An 18,182-nucleotide genomic window follows, 5' to 3' on the forward strand; every position below is an offset into this window, starting at 1 on the left:
AGCCTGCGGCAAAAACGAAATTCTGTGCCTGGCTTCAGGTGCGGAAGAAAGGCGAAATTGACCGATGGCAAAAAAGAAAGCTCAAAAAAATATCCTGCATCGCCCTCAGCTTGGCGATGATGTCGAGATACTGGATGCGGGCGTCGTGGTAGAAACCCCGATTACGCAAACGCTGGAAACAAACTATATGCCCTACGCAATGAGCGTTATCGTTTCTCGTGCGCTGCCTGAAATCGACGGCTTTAAGCCCGCGCACCGTAAGCTGCTTTACACGATGTATGAGATGAACTTGCTGAAAGGCAACCGCACCAAATCTGCAAACATTGTAGGTAGCACGATGCACCTGAACCCCCATGGCGACCAGGCTATTTATGATACGATGGTCCGCCTGGCGCGCGGCAATGAAAGTTTGCTGGTGCCGTATGTATCCAGCAAAGGTAACTTTGGTAAGGCTTATTCGCGCGATATGGCCTGCGCTGCTTCCCGTTACACCGAAGCGAAGCTGGAACCCATCTGCGCGGAACTATTTGCGGATATTGATAAGGAAACTGTCGATTTTGTAGACAACTACGACTCCACAACTACCGAGCCGACGTTGCTGCCGGTAAGCTTTCCGACGATTCTTTGTAATAATACGCTTGGCATTGCGGTCGGCATGGCATCTAACATCTGCTCGTTTAACTTAGACGAGCTTTGTGAAACGACGATTGCTTTGCTGCGCGATGAAAAGCATGAAATTATCTCTACACTGAAAGCACCGGACTTTGTGGGCGGCGGCTATCTGTTGTACGATGAGGCGGCGCTGCGTAAAATTTATGATACCGGCCGCGGTGCAGTGCGTATGCGCGCAAAATATGTGTATGTCAAAGAAAACAATATGATTGAGATTTCCCAGATTCCGCCGACCACAACGGTAGAAGCAATCATGGATAAAATCGCAGAACTCGTAAAATCGGGACGCATCCGGGAAATCAGCGATATGCGCGACGAAACCGACCTCGGCGGTTTGAAGCTTACGCTTGACCTCAAGCGCGGGCAGGACCCCGAAAAGCTGATGACACGACTGTTTAAGCTTACTCCGTTGGAGGATAGCTTTAACTGCAACTTCAACATCCTCGTCGGTGGGCAGCCGCGCGTTATGGGCGTGCGCGAAATTCTGACCGAGTGGAGCGCGTTCCGCACCGAATGTGTGCGCCGCCGCACTTATTATGACCTGACCGGGAAAGAAAAACGACTGCACTTGCTGCGCGGCCTGAAAGCCATTTTGCTGGATATTGATAAAGCGGTGCGCATTGTACGCGAAACCGAAGAAGAGAGCGAAGTGGTGCCGAACCTAATGATTGGGTTTGGCATTGATAAAGTTCAGGGCGAATATGTTGCAGAAATTAAACTACGTCACCTCAATCGTGAATATATCTTAAGAAGAACCGAAGAAATCTCCTCGCTGGAAGATGACATTGCCGACCTGCGAGAGATTTTGGAAAAGCCGGCCCGCATCAAAAAAATCATCATTGCAGAGCTGCAGGAAGTACGCAAAAAGTACGGCCAGCCGCGCCGCACTGAGATTTTGTACGAAATCCCCGGTGGGGCAGACGATGAGGACGGCGCCGAAGAGATGCCTGACTATCCCGTTACTGTTTTTTACACCGAAGAAGGTTACTTTAAAAAGATCACCCCGCAGTCTTTGCGCATGAGCAATGAGCAAAAGCTGAAAGAGGGCGACGCGCTGCGCTGCCAGATTGAAACAAAAAACAACGTAAACCTTTTGTTCTTCACAAACAAAGCGCAAGTATATAAGTGCCGTGCGGGTGAGTTTGACGATACCAAAGCCAGTGTGCTGGGCGAATACATTCCGGCACGCATGGGTATGGAAGATGGAGAACTGCCGCTTTACATGGCGCTGACCGAAGATTTTAAAGGTTATATGGTCTTCTTCTTTGAAAATGGCAAGGCGGCAAAAATCCCTATGGAAAGCTACCAGACAAAGCAGAACCGCCGTAAACTGCTGGCGGCCTTTAATGATAAGTCGCCGGTGGTGCATATGGAATATTTGCCGGAGGAAGCGGAGCTTGCCGTAACTACCAGTGCCGGCCGTATGCTGCTGGTGCACTCTACTCAAATTCCTGAAAAAGCGACCCGCACCACTGTGGGTGTAGCAGTTGTCACTTTAAAGAAAAACGTACGCATCGAAAGCGTGCGCAGAGCAGATATGCTCGAGCTTTCAGACCCGCATCGTTACCGCGTGCGCACGCTGCCTGCCACAGGCGCACTGGTAAAAGCAGATGATATTGCGGAGCAAATCTCGTTTTAAGTAAACCAACGATTAAAACCCGGCGTGGTGTGTGACTGCGCCGGGTATGTGAGGGGGATTTATTATGAAATGCACGAAATGTGGCACCGAAAACCCGCAGGGCAGCCAGTTCTGCCAGCAGTGCGGAGCACGCCTCGAAGATGAATTTGCTGCGCAGAATGGCGCTGGTACTTCACCAAGCGGCCAGGCAGCGGGTCTATCTGAAGACGAGATTGCTTTTATTGGAGTGAAACAGGACTATTACCAGTATTCTTTCTTTAAAATGCGTACAACCAACAACAAGGTTTCGTGGAACTGGTGTGCTTTCTTTGTTTTCCCGTATTGGGCAGTTTATCGTAAGATGTACAAAGAAGCTGTCATTTACATAGTCGGTACCTGGGGCCTGCGGATTTTACTGAACAGCGTTTACCCTGGGTTCGTGATTGAACTGTTGGCAGGCTTGTTTGGCAACTGGCTTTATATGCGACATGTGGATACTCACACGATTGCTGCAAGTGGAATGCCACAACTAGAGAAAGAAGCATACTTTGCTAAATTTGGCGGGGTGTCCTCTGCAAACGTCTGGATTTTGCTGGCTATTACGGTTGGTGCCTCGATTATATGGGGCATTATTGCCGGTATGTTCTTTGGCTTTTTCTCGATGCTTTATTAATTAACAATAGGCAAAACAAAACGCCCGGATTATCTCCGGGCGTTTATAACATCAGCAGCACTGCGGTTTACTCAAGATACGACAATTCGCAGTGCTGCGTACTGTGTAAAATAAGTATTCCGTTTTCGTACCGTGTGTTATGGTGGTAGTATAGCACGGGACGGCGGCATTATTACTTTTTTTGATTGCTATTTTATGGCGGCGGTGGATAGCATAACCAATAGAAATTCGCAAATCTATTGCTTTTCATACAAGAGTATGTTACACTAAATATTGCTTATGGTGTAGGCAAAGCCCTGTCACCTAACTTTAGGAGGTTCAAACATGAGTGTTTTAGAGATTGTTGGCGGCGTTTTGTTGATCGCAAGCAGCCTGATTATCATCGTGATGGTCATGATGCAGGAATCTAAAGGCAAAGGCCTTTCCGGTGCAATCGGCGGTGGCGAAACCCAGATGACCGAAGCCCGGACGCGCACCACGGATGCGCTCCTTGCAAAATACACCAAAGTAGCTGCCATTGTTTTCTTTGTTGTAACCCTGGCGGTTAGCTTATTTAGCGTATTTGGCAAATAATCAAATGCTTAAAGTCCCGCCCTTGCCGGCGGGATTTTTTTACATTGATTTTTAGGAAAAAATTGGCAGTAATAAACGACAGCCTTTGGTTTTCTTGAGCTAATTGGGTTAAAATAAAAGAAAAAGGAAGATTGGAAGAAGTGTAATATTCGGCTTGCAGGCCGAAAGCCGCGAAAGCGGAGGGAAAACTGCCTCGCGACAGCGCAGGTCGTTTGCGTTGCGTAAAGGCTGCAAAGCCACAGTGCGCAATACCCGGAAAGGAAACGGAAATTAGTATGTCATTAAGAGAAAAAGTATTAAAAGATGTAGAGCGTAGACCCCGCCGTTATAAAGAGCTGAAATTGCGGTTTGGGCAGGAGAAAAAGCTGCAATCGGTGCTGGGTTACCTCGTCGAAGATGGATTGATTCAAGAAAAAGACGGCGTTTATTCCAAAGCAACCCGTCCGGTGCCCGCCACAGTAAAAGGCGGCAAAACCGTAAAATGCGTTATCTCCAAGCTGGCCAAAAACTTTGGCTTTGCTACCCCCGTGCTGGAAGGTGATGCCGCAGCAGGGGACAAACCTGCCGATTACTTCATTCCCGGACGCTTTTTGCTGGGCGCTATGCCGGGAGATGTTGTCATGGTAGTTGTTACCCCCAGCGAGCGTAGCAGTGATGAAGGCCGAGTGGTTTCAATTGTCGAAGAGAACAATAAGCTGGTTGGCACTGTCGATAAAATCGACGGGCGACTGGTGCTACTGCCGGACCGCTGCCCAGCTTTGCCGCTTGTGATTAAAAAGAGTGCAGATGGCGGTGCTGAAATTGGCGAAAAGGTGGCAGCGGAGTTCCTCGAACGCGGGCAAAGCCATCGCGATCACCGTGTAGGTGTATCGCAATGTTTTGGCTCCAGTGATAACGCCAAAGCCTGCACCAAAGCTATTTTGTTCTCACATGGAATCGTGAAGCCTTTCCCGGCAAAGGTAAAGGCAGAAGCGAAGAAATATGAAAACGCAGAGGTGTCGACAGAGGATTTGCGCGGCAGACGCGACCTGCGTGACTGGACGATTTTCACGATAGATGGCGCTGATACCAAGGATATCGATGATGCAATTTCGCTGGTTCGTACCGAGCGTGGTTATCGATTGGGTGTCCATATTGCTGACGTAAGCCATTATGTGACAGAGGGCACCGCGTTGAATGATGAAGCTTACAAACGTGCTACCTCGGTTTATACCGCGGGCGCGGTCGTTCCGATGCTGCCGCGGCAGCTGTCGAACGGCATCTGTTCGCTTAACCCGCAGGTTGACCGGCTTTGCTTCTCTTGCATTATGGAGCTGGACAACACTGCAAAAGTTATTGATTATACCTTTGTAAAAGCGGCCATGCGCAGCCGCGTCAAAGGCGTTTATACCGAAATCAATGAGATTTATGCGGAAACCGCAAGCAAAGAGCTACTCGACAAATACAGCGAATGCGTTGACACCTTGCATCTGATGCGTGAATTATATGAAAAGCTGGCGCAGCGCCGTGCAGCCCGAGGCTGTATGGAGATTGAAACCGGCGAAGCAAAGATTGTGCTGGACGAAAATGGCCGGGCTATCGACATTAAAAAGGTCGAGCGCGGCATTGCCGAGCAGATGATTGAAGAGTTTATGCTGCTGGCCAACACCAGTGCCGCACGGATGGGGCAGAAAATGGAGATTCCGTTTGTCTACCGTGTGCATGAGCTGCCTGACCCCGAACGGGTAGAAAAGCTGCATGATGCGCTCACCGGCATGGGCCTTGATGCCAAATTTGCCGGTGAGCTGCCCACCCAGCTGGAGCTTGCTAAGTTGCTGGACGATGCCCGCGGCACCCCGCTGGAGCGCGCTGTGCACATCAACGTGCTGCGCAGCATGGCAAAAGCGAAATATATGTCGACCCCGAAAGGACATTATGGCTTGGCGCTGCAAGACTACACCCATTTTACTTCTCCTATTCGGCGCTACCCTGACCTAATTGTGCACCGGATGCTCTCCGCTGTGCTGGCAGGTGTGCCTGAAAAAGCGTTGAAAGGGCAATATGGCAACTTCGTCGTAGAGGCCTCTGCACATTGCAGCGAACGCGAAGTGCTTGCCATGACAAGCGAGCGAGATTCTGATGACTGCTACAAAGCAGAATTTATGCAGGATAAGATTGGCGAGGTTATGGATGCCACTGTTTCTTCGGTCACCAGCTTTGGCATTTATGTCGAGCTTGCGAACACCGTAGAAGGACTGATACACATCAGCCATCTTTCTGACGGCGAAATGAGCGTAGTAAACAATATCAGCCTTGTGGATGTGCTTTCCGGCAAAAGCTACCGTATCGGTGATCCGGTGAAGGTACGTTTGATTGGCGTTTCGGTTTCTGCCGGCAACATTGATTTTGAGCTGGTAGCGGACGCTACGGAAAAATAAAAAACAAATAGACAAGCCCGCAAAATGAGAAAGCTCTCGTTTTGCGGGCTTGCCCTGTTTAAGCAAGTTCTTTTTGCCCATACTTTTGGCATAAACTGAGAAAGAGGTGAAGCAATTGGAATTTGCAGCAATGCTTACGACGCGGCTGCGTCCGGCAGTGCGAGAAGAGGTCACTTGCGGGGCACTCGCTGAGCCGGATCGCGCAGAATATCGCAGCCAATTAAAAGAATGCGAACGTCTGTTGCGCAGCAATGAAACGCTTTTCAACATGGAAACAGAAGACAGCATGATAGAAAGCAGAATTTATGAACGGGAAGCACTGCTTTGCCGCCATAAATACCTGCTGGAAAAAATGCGGGAGGGCTGAACGCCACCGCAAGGTGCAGCCCAGCCCGCCGATGAAGAAATTTCTGCCCTTTTGCCCTGTGCAGGCAATTTAGTGCCTAAGTGGCTGGCGGAGTTTGAGAAAGGAACGGGCAAGCATGATTCGATGGGGAATACTTATTTTTGGCGCGATAGCAGCAATTTTAGTTGCCGCTACCGCCGCACGCGGCAAGCACCCGCTGCGCTCTGCCTTGGGCAACGGGGTATTGGGTGCAGCCTCTTTGGGGGCAATTAACCTTTTGGCCGAGTATACAGGCATTTCCATAGCGCTCAGCTATGGTACTGCACTGATTGCGGTAGTGCTGGGTGTGCCTGGTGTCATTACCATGCTGCTGTTGCGGCTGATGTGTCTAGCATGAAAAAAGAGCAGGTCACGAAGAATCGTCGACCTGCTCTTTTTTATATAAAGCGACCAGCCCGTAAGCCGGGTTCTGTATTAAACGACGATCTTTCTTGTCCCTGCGTCGCCGCAGGGCTCACGCCACCTCCGTGAAAGCACACGAGGCTGTGTATCGCTTTCGGTCGGGTGTTGCTTCAGGTAGGGTTTACATAGCCGCATAGTCGCCTATGCGCTGGTGAGCTCTTACCTCGCCTTTCCATCCTTACCGCATTGCTGCGGCGGTCTATTTCTGTTGCACTGTCCCTAGGGTCGCCCCCGGCTGCTGTTAGCAGCTACCATGCCTCTGTGAAGCCCGGACTTTCCTCACCCGCTGTGTTGCCACAGCGTAGCGCCGTCGTATGGACTGCTCGCTTTAAAACAATATTTAGTTGCCCAAGGGTACACCGTAAGCGTCGGTTGTAATCGAGTTACAAAGAATCATAATCGCTTCAACAAAAGCCCAAACCCAACTGATGGTGCCGCAGCACAGAATGCCGAGAATCAGCTGCCATAAGCCCTTGTCATTGTACCCCAGGTAAAAGTTATGTATGCCGAATCCACCAAGAAAAATTGCAAGCAATACAGCAGCAAGTTTGCTTTTGGGCGGGTAAGGCGGTACATTTCGGTAATTATTTTGCTGGGCTTGATACCCGGCATTGCCATAAGGCGGTGTATAGGTAGGTGGGGGAGGCGGCATTCCGCTGCCCGAATTATCGGTTGATGCAGCGGCAGGTGCAGGCTCCGGGCCCGCAAGAGGGGCGCCGCAGTTGGTGCAAAAAGCAGAGTGCTCTTCCGTAATATTTCCACAGCGCGGGCAATGATGCTGACCGTCACCGGCAGGCATACCACAGGCTGGACAAACTCCTTCAGCTTCGGCAAAATCTTTTCCGCAATTTCGGCAGAACATATGCGCGTCTCTCCTATTTCAAAAATATAATTTATTGTATCACAAAACAGGGGTGTTTTGCAACTGCTGCGGTTTTTTGCTATAATCTGAATACTATAAAAAGAAAGAAAGGAACGCGTGAATGAAACTGAATTTTACTGTGCCGCAAAATTACGACGGCAGACGCCTTTCTGACTTTTTACATGCGGTAGGGCTTACGACCGGGCTGATTCGCTCAATTAAATATCAAGAGCAAGGCCTCGAAGTTGACGGCGTTCGGGCAAAAACAAACCAGTTGCTTTGCACCGGGCAAACTGTAAGCGTTTTTATGCCGGAAGAGCCGGACACCTCGGTACAGCCCGAAGAAATGCCAATGACAATTTTATATGAAAGCGATTTTTCGATTATCTTTAACAAGCCGGCAGGGCAGCTGGTCCACCCTTCGGTAGCACAGGCACAAAGCACACTTGCGGGCGGCTGGTGCTGGCTGATGCAACAGCGGGGCACCCCGGCGCCGATGCGCCCCATTACCCGAATTGATAAAAACACCTCAGGACTTGTGCTTTGTGCAAAAAACAGGTTTGCCGCGCCGCTTTTGGGGAAAAATCTGCACAAGGTATACTATGCGGTGACGGAAGGTGAAATGCCGCTCGGGGCGGGCACCATCAATGCGCCGATTGCCTTGGCGGAAGAAAGCAGCATTTGCCGCTGTGTTGCCCCAGACGGAAAGCCGAGCATTACAGAATATACTGTGCTTTGCGCGAAAAATGGGCATAGCCTGGTGAGGGTAGAGCCAACAACAGGACGCACGCATCAAATACGTGTTCATTTTGCCTCTTTGGGCCATCCGCTGGCGGGGGATGATATGTACGGCGGCAGCAGGACACTGATTGAACGGCACGCACTGCATGCGGCGCAGCTTCGCTTTTTTGAGCCACTTGACAGCACACCGCATCTCGTTGGAGCACCTCTTCCACAGGATATGAGAGACCTCTGCGCAAAACTCGAGCTATTTGGCCAATAATTTCTGTACAATAAAAGGAAAATATCTTTCACGAAAAAGCAAATGCCAGCTATTTTTTAATCGGAAGGTGATGTGTGAGAGAGATGAAATATTTACAAAAAGATTGCAGATAGCGCGAAATAGTGTATAATATAAGGTATGCTTGCCGGCACAGAATCCTTGCGTCGGCACATCCTACAAGGAGGTGAGCCATCCTTTGCCCCGTGAAACGAATAGCGATAATCGTCGCGAAACGTCCCCTAAGGCAGCAATGGAAAGCCAGAAATCCACGAAGCGTCAAGTATATTCTACGTTAAGAAAAATTAAAATTAAATTGGGCAGACTTTTTTATGCCCTCGGCTCCGAAGCCGAATATAGAGTAGTTTGCGCAGGCAGACGCCTGTGCCAGCTCGGCAAATTTTTGCAGCGTATTTTAAAAGGTTGGAAGCTGAGATTCAAAACCTATCTGCACCACACCTTCCACAATGTTCGATCTGACATCAGCGAGCCGGTTACCCGTGCAAAGCAGGGGGCCAGCGGCCTTAAAACTTTGATTGCCGACGAAAAGGCAAATGGTATGGGCCACGCCTTACGTATGGCTGGCGGCTATGCAAAAGAGGGTGTCAAGAAGAACGCATACCTCGCAAAAAACTTAGCGTATTATATTCTTCCGCTTGCTGCTGCTGTGGTTTTTGTAGTCACAGTATATCAGTTTATGTCTACCAATTATGCGCTGGCTGTAGAGTACCAGGGCCAGGTGGTAGGCTATGTAAAAGAAGAGTCTGTTTACCAGAACGCTGAAAAAATGGTAAAAGGCCGTATCGTTTACACCGATTCTAACCAGCAGAGCTGGTCCATTGACCCGACTTTCTCGGTAGTTGCCGCTTCCAATGCGGAAATCAGCGATACCGAAACACTGGCCAATGCCATCCTCGAAAAGAGCGGTGCCGAAATCTCGGAAGCCGTCGGCCTATACGTTGATGGGCAATTCTACGGTGCAACAACCGATGCATTGCAGCTGGAGAATGACCTTGAGCAGATTAAAAAGCCTTACCAGGAGCAATACCCTGACGCAGAGATTGGCTTCGTACAGAATGTCGAGCTGAAATCCGGCGTTTATTTGACCTCCAGCGTGGTAGAGTATTCGCAGCTGAGCTCGCTTTTGACCAGCCAGGTTCAAGGCCAGCGCACCTACACGATTGCCCAGGGCGATACCCCGCTTATCATTGCAGGGAAAAATGATATCAAGCTGGCGGATCTGTATGCGCTGAACCCCGTATTGGAAAACGGCAAGAGCGTTTTTGTTGGTCAGGAATTGCTGATCTCGGGCGCTCAGTCGTTCTTACAGGTAAAAGCGGTAAAGACCGAAGTGGTGGAGGAAGAAATTCCGTTTACTACAAATAAAACAAACGATTCCAACCTTGCTTTTGGTGTTTCTAAAACAACCCAAAAAGGCGAGAAGGGTCTCGATAGCGTTACCTATACCGACACTTATGTGGATGGTGTACGTGTATCGCATACCGAGGTTGCCCGCACCGTTCTGCGCGCACCGGTCACAGAAGAAGTTTCCGTGGGTGCAAAAGTGACTACAAGTGGCCAGACAATTACGATGGGCACCGGCCCGCTGATGTTCCCGGTTGGCGCAGGCTATAAGGGTATGAGCCGTGGCTTCACGGGCGTTTATGCCCACAACGGTCTCGACTTGCGTGGTTACGTCGGCACGCCGATTTATGCGGCGCAGAGTGGTGTAGTGACCACTGCTGTTTACAGCAATCGCGGCTATGGCATCCATGCTGTCATCAACCATGGCGGCGGTATGTCTACCTTGTATGGTCACTGCAGCGGCCTCGTTGTCAGTGCCGGACAGGCTGTGCAAAAGGGCCAGCTAATTGGATATGTCGGTTCTACCGGTAACTCCACAGGCCCGCACTGCCACTTCGAAGTTATCATGAATGGTACACGTGTGAACCCCATGAATTACTTCTAAATTTTAGGGCAAGCTAACCTTTACCGGAACGCTCAAATGCTCCCGCTCGTCGGGAGCATTTGTTTTGCCTTGAAATAGAGAGAGAAATTGCCGAAAAAGGCACAAACTTACTTTTGTTTAAGTAAAATTGTTACTTTTATTTGGAGCACAAAAGTGATATAATAATAAGAGCTGTGAAAGTATGGAATTTAGAAATTTGACCATATTCTTAATGCAGTTACCATACGATGTCACTTTACATTTCTTCTCAGGCACGTTTGGTATTATTTAAACTAAAAATAAGCAGGAACCTATTGTAAGGGGAGTTTACTATATTGGAAAAGTTTGTTGTCAGCGGTGGCAAACCGCTTGTCGGTGAAATCACCGTAAGCGGCGCTAAAAATGCCGCGGTTGCCATTCTGCCTGCCACTATTCTGGCACAAGGACGCTGTGTAATAGAAAATTTGCCGGACATCAGCGATGTCGCGGCCTCTGTAAAAATTTTAAGCGACATGGGTGCACAGGTGCGCATGATCGATGCTTCTACGCTCGAGATTGACACCGGACACATGTTTACTACCGTTGCACCCGAAGAATTGAGCCGCCGTATGCGTGCGTCTTACTACTTTTTGGGGGCACTGCTTGGCCGTTTTGGTGAAGGCAGCGTATCGATGCCGGGTGGCTGCGACTTGGGCCCCCGCCCGATTGACCAGCATCTGAAAGCATTTGCTTCGCTGGGAGCTTCTTATAACGTGGATTATGGCATGATTAATGTAAGCTGTGATAACTTACAGGGCGATCATGTTTTCTTCGACACCGTTTCCGTAGGCGCTACCATTAACGCCATGCTTGCAGCTGTACGCGCAGAAGGTACAACTATTCTTGAGAACGTTGCAAAAGAGCCGCACATTGTCGATGTTGCCAACTTTTTAAACACGATGGGCGCAGATGTGCGTGGCGCTGGCACCGACGTAATTAAAATTCGCGGTGTTTCCGAGATGCATGGCTGCACCTATTCCATCATTCCGGATCAGATTGAAGCGGGCAGCTATATGGTTGCCGCAACCATTACGCACGGCAATTTGCTGATTAAAAACGTGATTCCTAAGCACCTTGAGCCGATTACAGCAAAGCTGGAGCAGGCGGGCGCAACCATTGAGGAATTTGACGATTCGGTACGGGTTTGCTGCATTGGCGATATTGAGCCGCTGAACATTAAAACTATGCCGCACCCCGGCTTTCCCACCGATATGCAGCCGCTGATGGCTGTGCTGCTAAGCGTCGCTAAAGGGACTTCTATCATCAAAGAAAGCATTTGGGACAACCGCTTCCGCTATGTGGACGAGTTGTTGCGCATGGGTGCAAATATTCAGGTAGACGGCCGCACAGCAGTCATCGAAGGTGTGCCGAAGCTTGCGCCCGCACCGGTACGTGCAATGGATTTGCGCGCAGGTGCAGCATTGGTAGTTGCCGCTTTGGCAGCCGACGGTGTTTCTGAGATTGATGAAATTAGCTATATCGAGCGCGGATATGAAAATCTGGTAGGAAAACTGCGCGGCGTAGGGGCAGATATCAAACGTATCGAAAAGCCCGATTCCGTTTTGAAAAAAGCACTGTAAAACCTTTAACGCCAAAATCTTGCATTTTGGCGTTTTTTCATTTGTAAATTTATATTTTAATGCTATAAATAATACGAGCTGGGCTGCGATTAGGTTTCAAATAGAATCTGAAGTTTTGCAGAAAAATAAAAAAGTTGAAAACCACAAGGATTTTAGCACAGATTTATCTTTTAAAACAGCAATTCTTTGCCGTTTTCAGCCTTTGCGGCTAGTACCAGAAAGGACATTTTTCTATATGGCATCTTTTACTTCACTATACTCAGGCTCTTCCGGCAATGCGGCGCTGGTAGGGTGCGGCGATGAATACCTTTGCGTAGATATGGGCAAAAACTGCAAAACGACGCTGGCGGCTTTGCACGATGCGCAGGTGGAGCCCCATCGGTTGCAAGGCATTTTGGTAACGCACGAGCATCGGGACCATATTGCAGGGCTGAAGGTTTTTTTGAAGAAATATGCCATTCCGGTATATGGCAGCAGTGCCACGCTGGATTATCTTGCAGAATATGATTTGGTTCAGCCGAGCACCGTGTTAATTCCACTCGAGGGAAAAAGCGACCAGATTGGCAGCTTTGAAGTTGCTTCTTTTGCCACCAGCCACGACGCAGTAGACTGCCACGGATATCGTATCACTACTGCAGACGGGCGGCAGCTTGCATTGGCGACCGACCTTGGCTGGGTGAGCGAATCGGTCTATAGCAATCTGCAAAATGCAGACCTTGTGGTGCTCGAAGCCAACTATGATGCGATGCGTCTGAAAAATGGCCCGTACCCCTATTACTTAAAAACCCGAATTGCGTCTGCCAGAGGACATCTTTGCAATACCGATTGCGCTGCCGCTTTGGCACGATTGCTTGCGGAAGGCTGCGAAAAGTTTGCGCTTTGCCATTTGAGCAATGAGAATAATACTCCTGAGTTGGCGCGGGGTGCAGTGCAGCAAGCGTTTGAAGCACAAGGGGCGCAGATTGGTCAGGATGGCTTACTTAAAACACTTTCTCGCCATATGGTGACAGCGCCTATTGAATTTTAAGGAGAAAAAATGCAAAATATTACCCTGATTGTAATTGGCAAATTAGGCCAGGCTTTTTTACAGGACGGCTGTGCCGAGTACACTAAGCGGCTTTCTGCTTTTTGTAATTTTAAAGTACTGGAACTGTCCGAAGAATTGATTAGAGAAAAAAACGCTTCGGAGGCAGCCATTGCAAAAGCACTTGCAAAAGAGGCCGAGAAAATTTTTGCAGCAGTGCCAAAGGGTGCGGAGATTTGTGCACTTTGCATTGAGGGAAAGCCGATTTCCAGTGAAGAAATGGCGGCTTATTTTAGCGAAAAAGCGCTTTCCGGAAATGGAGATATTGCATTTGTAATCGGCTCTTCTCACGGGCTTGACCCGAGTGTGAAGCAGCGTGCTGCAAAACGAATTTCAATGAGCCGTATGACTTTTACACACCAGATGGCCCGCCTGCTTTTAACAGAACAGATTTACCGCGCCTGCACCATCAACGCGGGCGTGAAATATCATAAGTAAGCACAAAGCGAAAAAAGGGGAGATGCAAAATTGACCCGGCAGTTTGAAAATTACCTATACAATAAAACATTGCAGCTTGGCAAGCAGGCGAAAGAACAAAACGGAACTCTGCGCTGTGCGACAGATAGCAGGGGCAGAATCGTTGATCAGCATATGCTCAGCGCCTACCGCATGGGGAGGGTAACCTCTGAAAATGCGGGATGTGGCTGGGTGGCCTGCTACGACGCGCTGCGCTTGCTCGGTAAACCCCAGAATGCAGCAAGAACCATTTTGGAACTTGAAACGGCATTTGTTTTTGGCGGAAAACGGGGCACCCGCACGGTACAGCTTGCTCCCTACTTTCTTAAAAAAGGCTTTTCTGTCAGCTTTTCTACCACAAAGGCTGCCGCGCAGAAAAAAGCAAAAAACTGCGCAGCAAATATCATCTATTACGTGCGGGGCGACCTGCGCACGGCGCACTTTGTAGCTTTTTCTCCAGCCGATGGCGAGAAAGACGGTGCACCGTTGTTTTGCTGGTATAATGCGCTTTCAGCACTGCTTTTGCCGCGGGCCCCTTTTCAGGAAGCAGCACTGCCTTGTGTTTGCTTTGGTGGGGATGCAGGAGATTTGCGCACACTTGCCGACTTACTGGCTCCGGAGAAATCGATTTTTTGGATTGTCATGCATATAACCGCGAAAACATAAACAGACTCAGTGGTCTACAAAAAGATGCAAAATGATTTGTTTTGCGTCTTTTTGTTTTAATTTGGAGGTAATTGCCTGCAGTTATATCGGTTTATCGGCTGGCGTGTTTGGGGCAATCAAGAACAAGTTAAGACAAAGATTTTTGGTGCCCAATACCCGCCCATAAGACACCCTGGCTATAAGCCATAAGCCCTTGCACCGAAAACGAGAAAACAACAAAAAAGCCCCGGCATTTCTGGAATATACAGAAACGCCGGGGCTTTTATTATGCGATTAAAAGACTTGTTTTTAGCCTTCGTTAAAACGGGAGTGAGATTTGCTGTCGCGATGAGAGTGGTAACCGTCTTTTTTCGGTTTGCCGCGGAATTCACGACGAGCGCCGAAATCGCGGGTCTTTCGTCCAAAGCCGCCGCGAGAAGCGCCGCGTCCGCTTTCTGCTGCTTTCGAGAACGAAACAGCACGACCTTTGATTTTTGCGTTTTTCATTTCCGCAATTACACGGTCAGCATCTTCGTTGGCAAGATCAATATCGGTATGATCGCTGTAGATATTGATTTTGCCGATGCTGGAAGCCGGCAGACCGGTGCCTTCTACAATCGCGCCCACGATAAAGTTGGGGCCGATTTTTGCATCGGAGCCAATTGTGGTGCGAACCCAGCAGCGTCCGGGAGCAGCAGCCTGAATGCCGAAGCTCTTTTTGCTGGAGCTGGAGATAGAAGTGACATTGCGTACACTGGCAAGGCGTTTGTTGCGGCTCTGGGCGCGCTCGCAAAGCACTGCAGCAATATCTTCAGCAGCAAAGCCCTCTTCTACGAGGCTGTGCACAAAGTCGCGCCAGCCGTCGTCCACGCCGTCTGTAAGGCGGCTGCGAAGGTCGTCTGCAAAATCGGTCATGCGGTGCTCGGCAATGCTTTCAAGGCTCGGTACCGGCTGCTCAGAGATCTGTGCACCGATGTAGCGCTCGATTTCACGCAGGCGCATCAGCTGGTTGCGGTTCGCAACGAGTGTATGAGAAGCGCCCGCTTTGCCTGCACGTCCGGTGCGGCCGATGCGGTGGATATAGTATTCATACTCCTGCGGGATATCGTAGTTGAAAACTGCTTCCACATCTTCTACGTCGATGCCGCGTGCAGCAACGTCGGTAGCAATAAGAATGTTGGCGCGGCCAGATTTAAACTCGCTCATCACGGTGTTGCGCTGGCTCTGCTTCAAGTCGCCATGCAGCCCGGCAGCGCGGAATCCGCCCTCGCAAAGGCTGGCACAAAGCTCGTCGACCATTTTTTTGGTATTGCAGAACACCAGAGCACGTTTCGGGCGGTGGTATTCAATCAACAGTTTCAATGCATCGATTTTGCCTGCCTGCGGGATATTGTAGAAGTTCTGAGTGATACCGTCTACCGTTTTTTTGCCGCCGTCAACCGTAACCATGACGGGATCTTTCTGGAAGTCCTGCATGATTTTGAGAATTGCGGGGGGCATAGTTGCGGAGAGTAACACAGTCTGACGCTCTTCGGGAGCGCTTTCGAGAATGGTGTGAATGTCATCTACAAAGCCCATGTTCAGCATTTCGTCAGCCTCATCGAGAATGACGGTGTGCAGGTTGTCGAGCTTAAGGGTGCGGCGGCGCAGATGATCCATGATGCGCCCCGGAGTGCCGATGACGATTTTGGCAGTGCGCAGCTGACGGATCTGATTATCCATTGCTGCACCGCCGTAAACCACACCGCAGCTGATGCCCGGCAGATACTTTGCGAATTTGCGGATTTCGCCTGCGATCTGCATTGCGAGCTCGCGGGTGGGGGATAGGATGAGTACGCTGGCCTTGTCGTCACACTCGGACGCCATCTGCACTGCAGGTAAACCGAAGGCCGCTGTTTTGCCGGTGCCGGTAGAAGAACGTCCAGTAACGTCGCTGCCTGCCAAAATTGCAGGGATAGCGCCCGCCTGAATGTCCGTCGCCTCAGCAAAACCCATCTCCTCTAACGCGTGGAGAATTTCGGGTTTTAAGGAAAGTTCACTAAATTGCATGAAGATACCTATTCTTTCTTTGAATTATATTACAATATATAAACATATATTTTGTACAAATTGTCAACAAGTATTAATTGTATCATGCCTGTCAAGAGGGAGAGACGAAAAATCAGGAAAACGAGCAAAGATTTACTCGAATTTATTCTAGTGTGCGAATAAAAAGTAAAAACATGCTTTATCGTACAAATCGCTCAAATGTACCGCCTCGATTGTTTCACAGCCTGCAAGGTCTGCGATGGTGCGGCTTACCTTTAAAATACGGTCATACGCACGTGCAGAGAGGCCAAGCCGTGCAAAAGCATTCCCCATCATCTGGTCGGCGGCGGGTGTAAGCTTACAAAAGCGGCGCAGCAGTTTTGGTGTGAGGTGTGCATTACAGGTAATGCCGGTACCGCGGTAACGTGCAAGCTGTAACTCTCGAGCGGCAACCACTCTTGCACGAATCTCTGCGCTTGATTCGCCGCCGCTGGAGCTGGAGAGGGCACTATATTCCACTGGCGGCACTTCCACGTGTAAGTCGACACGGTCAAGCAGCGGGCCGGATATTTTTTGCAGATAGCGGTCAATGGCAGAAGGCGTACAGCTGCAAGGCTTGGTAGGATGCCCATAAAACCCGCAGGGGCAGGGATTCATAGCGGCAATCACCATCATACGGCAGGGATAAGTTGCAGTCGCCGCTACACGGCTGATGGTCACGGTGCCATCTTCCATAGGCTGACGAAGAATTTCCAGCGCATCGCGTGAAAATTCCGGCAGCTCGTCCAAAAACAGAACACCGTTGTGCGAAAGGCTTACTTCGCCCGGGCGAGGATTACTGCCGCCACCCGAGAGCCCCATCGGTGACACCGAATGGTGCGGACTGCGAAAAGGGCGTATTGCCGAAAGTGCAGTGCCTTTTTCTAAGAGCCCAGCCACTGAGTACACCTTTGCGGTTTCAATGGCTTCGGATTCCGTCATCGGAGGCAAGATGGAAGGCAGACGCTTGGCCAGCATTGATTTACCGGTGCCAGGCGGTCCAACGAGCAAGCAATTGTGAAATCCGGCAGCGGCAATTTCCAGCGCACGGCGCGCTTCTTCCTGTCCGTGCACCTCGGCAAAGTCGGGCATTGCCGGCAGCTCCACAGCGTCAAACAAAATACGCGGCTGCACCGGCAATAAACATGTGCCCGAAAGGTGTCCTAGCAAAGCAGAGAGGGAGGGCACGCCAATGACGGTAAGCCCATCAACCACAGCTGCCTCCGGTGCATTGTCCTGCGGAACAAACAAAACGCGCACGCCGTGCTCGGCTGCGGCAATCGCCATGGGCAGCACGCCAGTCACGCTTCGCACCGTGCCATCCAGCGCAAGCTCGCCTAAAAAGCCGCTCTCAACTGGTAAACCCGACGGTAGTTGTTCGGAAGCCAGCAGCACAGCCAAAAGCACCGGCAAGTCATATACGGGCCCCGTCTTTTTAATATCGGCAGGGGCAAGGTTCACCGTGATGCGGCTGACCGGCCACGAAAAGCCATTGTTTTTCAGCGCGCTGCGCACCCGGTCTTTTGCCTCTTTAACGGCGCTGTCCGGCAAACCCACAATTTCAAAGGCAGGAAGCCCGCCTGAAATATCGGCTTCTACTGTGACGCGGAACCCTTCCAGCGCAAAGCTGCCGCAGCTGGTGACTTGTGCATACATAGCGTGGCCTCCATTTTACAAAACATTAGTGCTTTCATCATAACCTGCCTGCCAATTTTCTACAAGTGTAACTTTACTCTTGCA

General features: G+C 50.1%; 15 protein-coding genes and 1 other RNA gene. 12 read left to right on the plus strand and 4 right to left on the minus strand.

Annotated elements, in window-relative coordinates:
* Positions 1–64 precede the first annotated feature (64 nt).
* The 6 genes from C1A11_RS09825 (at position 65) to C1A11_RS09850 (ending at position 6,696) form a co-directional block, all read left to right on the plus strand.
* Positions 65–2,311 (plus strand): DNA gyrase/topoisomerase IV subunit A, encoded by a 2,247-nt coding sequence (locus tag C1A11_RS09825; RefSeq protein ID WP_102050292.1) that lies wholly within the window; start codon positions 65–67, stop codon positions 2,309–2,311.
* A 64-nt stretch (positions 2,312–2,375) separates the two neighbouring features.
* Positions 2,376–2,963 (plus strand): zinc ribbon domain-containing protein, encoded by a 588-nt coding sequence (locus tag C1A11_RS09830; RefSeq protein WP_102051061.1) that lies wholly within the window; start codon positions 2,376–2,378, stop codon positions 2,961–2,963.
* Positions 2,964–3,287: 324 nt separating this feature from the next.
* Positions 3,288–3,536, plus strand: a complete 249-nt coding sequence (secG, locus tag C1A11_RS09835) for a preprotein translocase subunit SecG (RefSeq protein ID WP_102050293.1) — start codon at positions 3,288–3,290, stop codon at positions 3,534–3,536.
* Positions 3,537–3,811: 275 nt separating this feature from the next.
* Positions 3,812–5,953, plus strand: a complete 2,142-nt coding sequence (rnr, locus tag C1A11_RS09840) for a ribonuclease R (protein WP_102050294.1) — start codon at positions 3,812–3,814, stop codon at positions 5,951–5,953.
* A gap of 115 nt (positions 5,954–6,068) precedes the next feature.
* Complete coding sequence (locus C1A11_RS09845; protein ID WP_102050295.1) at positions 6,069–6,320, plus strand: hypothetical protein; 252 nt, start codon at positions 6,069–6,071, stop codon at positions 6,318–6,320.
* Positions 6,321–6,435: 115 nt separating this feature from the next.
* Positions 6,436–6,696, plus strand: a complete 261-nt coding sequence (locus C1A11_RS09850; protein ID WP_102050296.1) for a pro-sigmaK processing inhibitor BofA family protein — start codon at positions 6,436–6,438, stop codon at positions 6,694–6,696.
* Between the two features lie 46 nt (positions 6,697–6,742).
* Here the strand turns inward: C1A11_RS09850 and rnpB are convergent.
* Both rnpB and C1A11_RS09860 read right to left on the minus strand, forming a co-directional pair.
* Positions 6,743–7,087: RNase P RNA component class A (rnpB, locus tag C1A11_RS09855), an RNA gene on the minus strand.
* A gap of 14 nt (positions 7,088–7,101) precedes the next feature.
* Positions 7,102–7,623: a TM2 domain-containing protein gene (locus tag C1A11_RS09860; protein ID WP_102050297.1), complete on the minus strand. Its 522-nt coding sequence runs from the start codon at positions 7,621–7,623 to the stop codon at positions 7,102–7,104.
* 121 nt (positions 7,624–7,744) lie between these two features.
* On the opposite strand from C1A11_RS09860, the gene C1A11_RS09865 reads away from it, so the two are divergent.
* The 6 genes from C1A11_RS09865 to C1A11_RS09890 all read left to right on the plus strand — a co-directional run bounded on the left by C1A11_RS09865 (position 7,745) and on the right by C1A11_RS09890 (position 14,396).
* Positions 7,745–8,626 (plus strand): RluA family pseudouridine synthase, encoded by an 882-nt coding sequence (locus C1A11_RS09865; RefSeq protein WP_102050298.1) that lies wholly within the window; start codon positions 7,745–7,747, stop codon positions 8,624–8,626.
* Between the two features lie 196 nt (positions 8,627–8,822).
* Positions 8,823–10,592: a M23 family metallopeptidase gene (locus tag C1A11_RS14010; protein WP_145995752.1), complete on the plus strand. Its 1,770-nt coding sequence runs from the start codon at positions 8,823–8,825 to the stop codon at positions 10,590–10,592.
* 314 nt (positions 10,593–10,906) lie between these two features.
* On the plus strand, positions 10,907–12,190 hold the full coding sequence (locus C1A11_RS09875) for a UDP-N-acetylglucosamine 1-carboxyvinyltransferase (RefSeq protein ID WP_102050300.1): 1,284 nt from the start codon (positions 10,907–10,909) through the stop codon (positions 12,188–12,190).
* Positions 12,191–12,425: 235 nt separating this feature from the next.
* Positions 12,426–13,217: an MBL fold metallo-hydrolase gene (locus tag C1A11_RS09880; protein WP_102050301.1), complete on the plus strand. Its 792-nt coding sequence runs from the start codon at positions 12,426–12,428 to the stop codon at positions 13,215–13,217.
* Between the two features lie 9 nt (positions 13,218–13,226).
* Entirely contained in the window at positions 13,227–13,712 is a 486-nt protein-coding gene (locus C1A11_RS09885) for a 23S rRNA (pseudouridine(1915)-N(3))-methyltransferase RlmH (protein WP_102050302.1), read from the plus strand.
* A gap of 30 nt (positions 13,713–13,742) precedes the next feature.
* Complete coding sequence (locus C1A11_RS09890) at positions 13,743–14,396, plus strand: hypothetical protein (protein WP_102050303.1); 654 nt, start codon at positions 13,743–13,745, stop codon at positions 14,394–14,396.
* 288 nt (positions 14,397–14,684) lie between these two features.
* Here the strand turns inward: C1A11_RS09890 and C1A11_RS09895 are convergent, their stop codons facing one another.
* Together C1A11_RS09895 and C1A11_RS09900 are read right to left on the minus strand one after the other, a co-directional pair.
* On the minus strand, positions 14,685–16,424 hold the full coding sequence (locus C1A11_RS09895) for a DEAD/DEAH box helicase (RefSeq protein ID WP_102050304.1): 1,740 nt from the start codon (positions 16,422–16,424) through the stop codon (positions 14,685–14,687).
* A gap of 147 nt (positions 16,425–16,571) precedes the next feature.
* A complete protein-coding gene (locus C1A11_RS09900) occupies positions 16,572–18,098 on the minus strand; it encodes a YifB family Mg chelatase-like AAA ATPase (RefSeq protein ID WP_102050305.1) in 1,527 nt (508 codons plus the stop codon).
* Between the last annotated feature and the right edge of the window lie 84 nt (positions 18,099–18,182).

The sequence above is a fragment of the Pygmaiobacter massiliensis genome (assembly GCF_900199435.1).
Lineage (GTDB): Bacteria > Bacillota > Clostridia > Oscillospirales > Ruminococcaceae > Pygmaiobacter > Pygmaiobacter massiliensis.

What these genes read in the sequence shown, in the direction of transcription:
- C1A11_RS09825 (WP_102050292.1), top strand. Translation starts at nt 65, where the DNA reads ATGGCAAAAAAGAAAGCTCAAAAAAATATCCTGCATCGCCCTCAGCTT.
- C1A11_RS09830 (WP_102051061.1), top strand. Translation starts at nt 2,376, where the DNA reads ATGAAATGCACGAAATGTGGCACCGAAAACCCGCAGGGCAGCCAGTTC.
- secG (WP_102050293.1), top strand. Translation starts at nt 3,288, where the DNA reads ATGAGTGTTTTAGAGATTGTTGGCGGCGTTTTGTTGATCGCAAGCAGC.
- rnr (WP_102050294.1), top strand. Translation starts at nt 3,812, where the DNA reads ATGTCATTAAGAGAAAAAGTATTAAAAGATGTAGAGCGTAGACCCCGC.
- C1A11_RS09850 (WP_102050296.1), top strand. Translation starts at nt 6,436, where the DNA reads ATGATTCGATGGGGAATACTTATTTTTGGCGCGATAGCAGCAATTTTA.
- C1A11_RS09860 (WP_102050297.1), bottom strand. Translation starts at nt 7,623, where the DNA reads ATGTTCTGCCGAAATTGCGGAAAAGATTTTGCCGAAGCTGAAGGAGTT.
- C1A11_RS09865 (WP_102050298.1), top strand. Translation starts at nt 7,745, where the DNA reads ATGAAACTGAATTTTACTGTGCCGCAAAATTACGACGGCAGACGCCTT.
- C1A11_RS09880 (WP_102050301.1), top strand. Translation starts at nt 12,426, where the DNA reads ATGGCATCTTTTACTTCACTATACTCAGGCTCTTCCGGCAATGCGGCG.
- C1A11_RS09885 (WP_102050302.1), top strand. Translation starts at nt 13,227, where the DNA reads ATGCAAAATATTACCCTGATTGTAATTGGCAAATTAGGCCAGGCTTTT.
- C1A11_RS09895 (WP_102050304.1), bottom strand. Translation starts at nt 16,424, where the DNA reads ATGCAATTTAGTGAACTTTCCTTAAAACCCGAAATTCTCCACGCGTTA.
- C1A11_RS09900 (WP_102050305.1), bottom strand. Translation starts at nt 18,098, where the DNA reads ATGTATGCACAAGTCACCAGCTGCGGCAGCTTTGCGCTGGAAGGGTTC.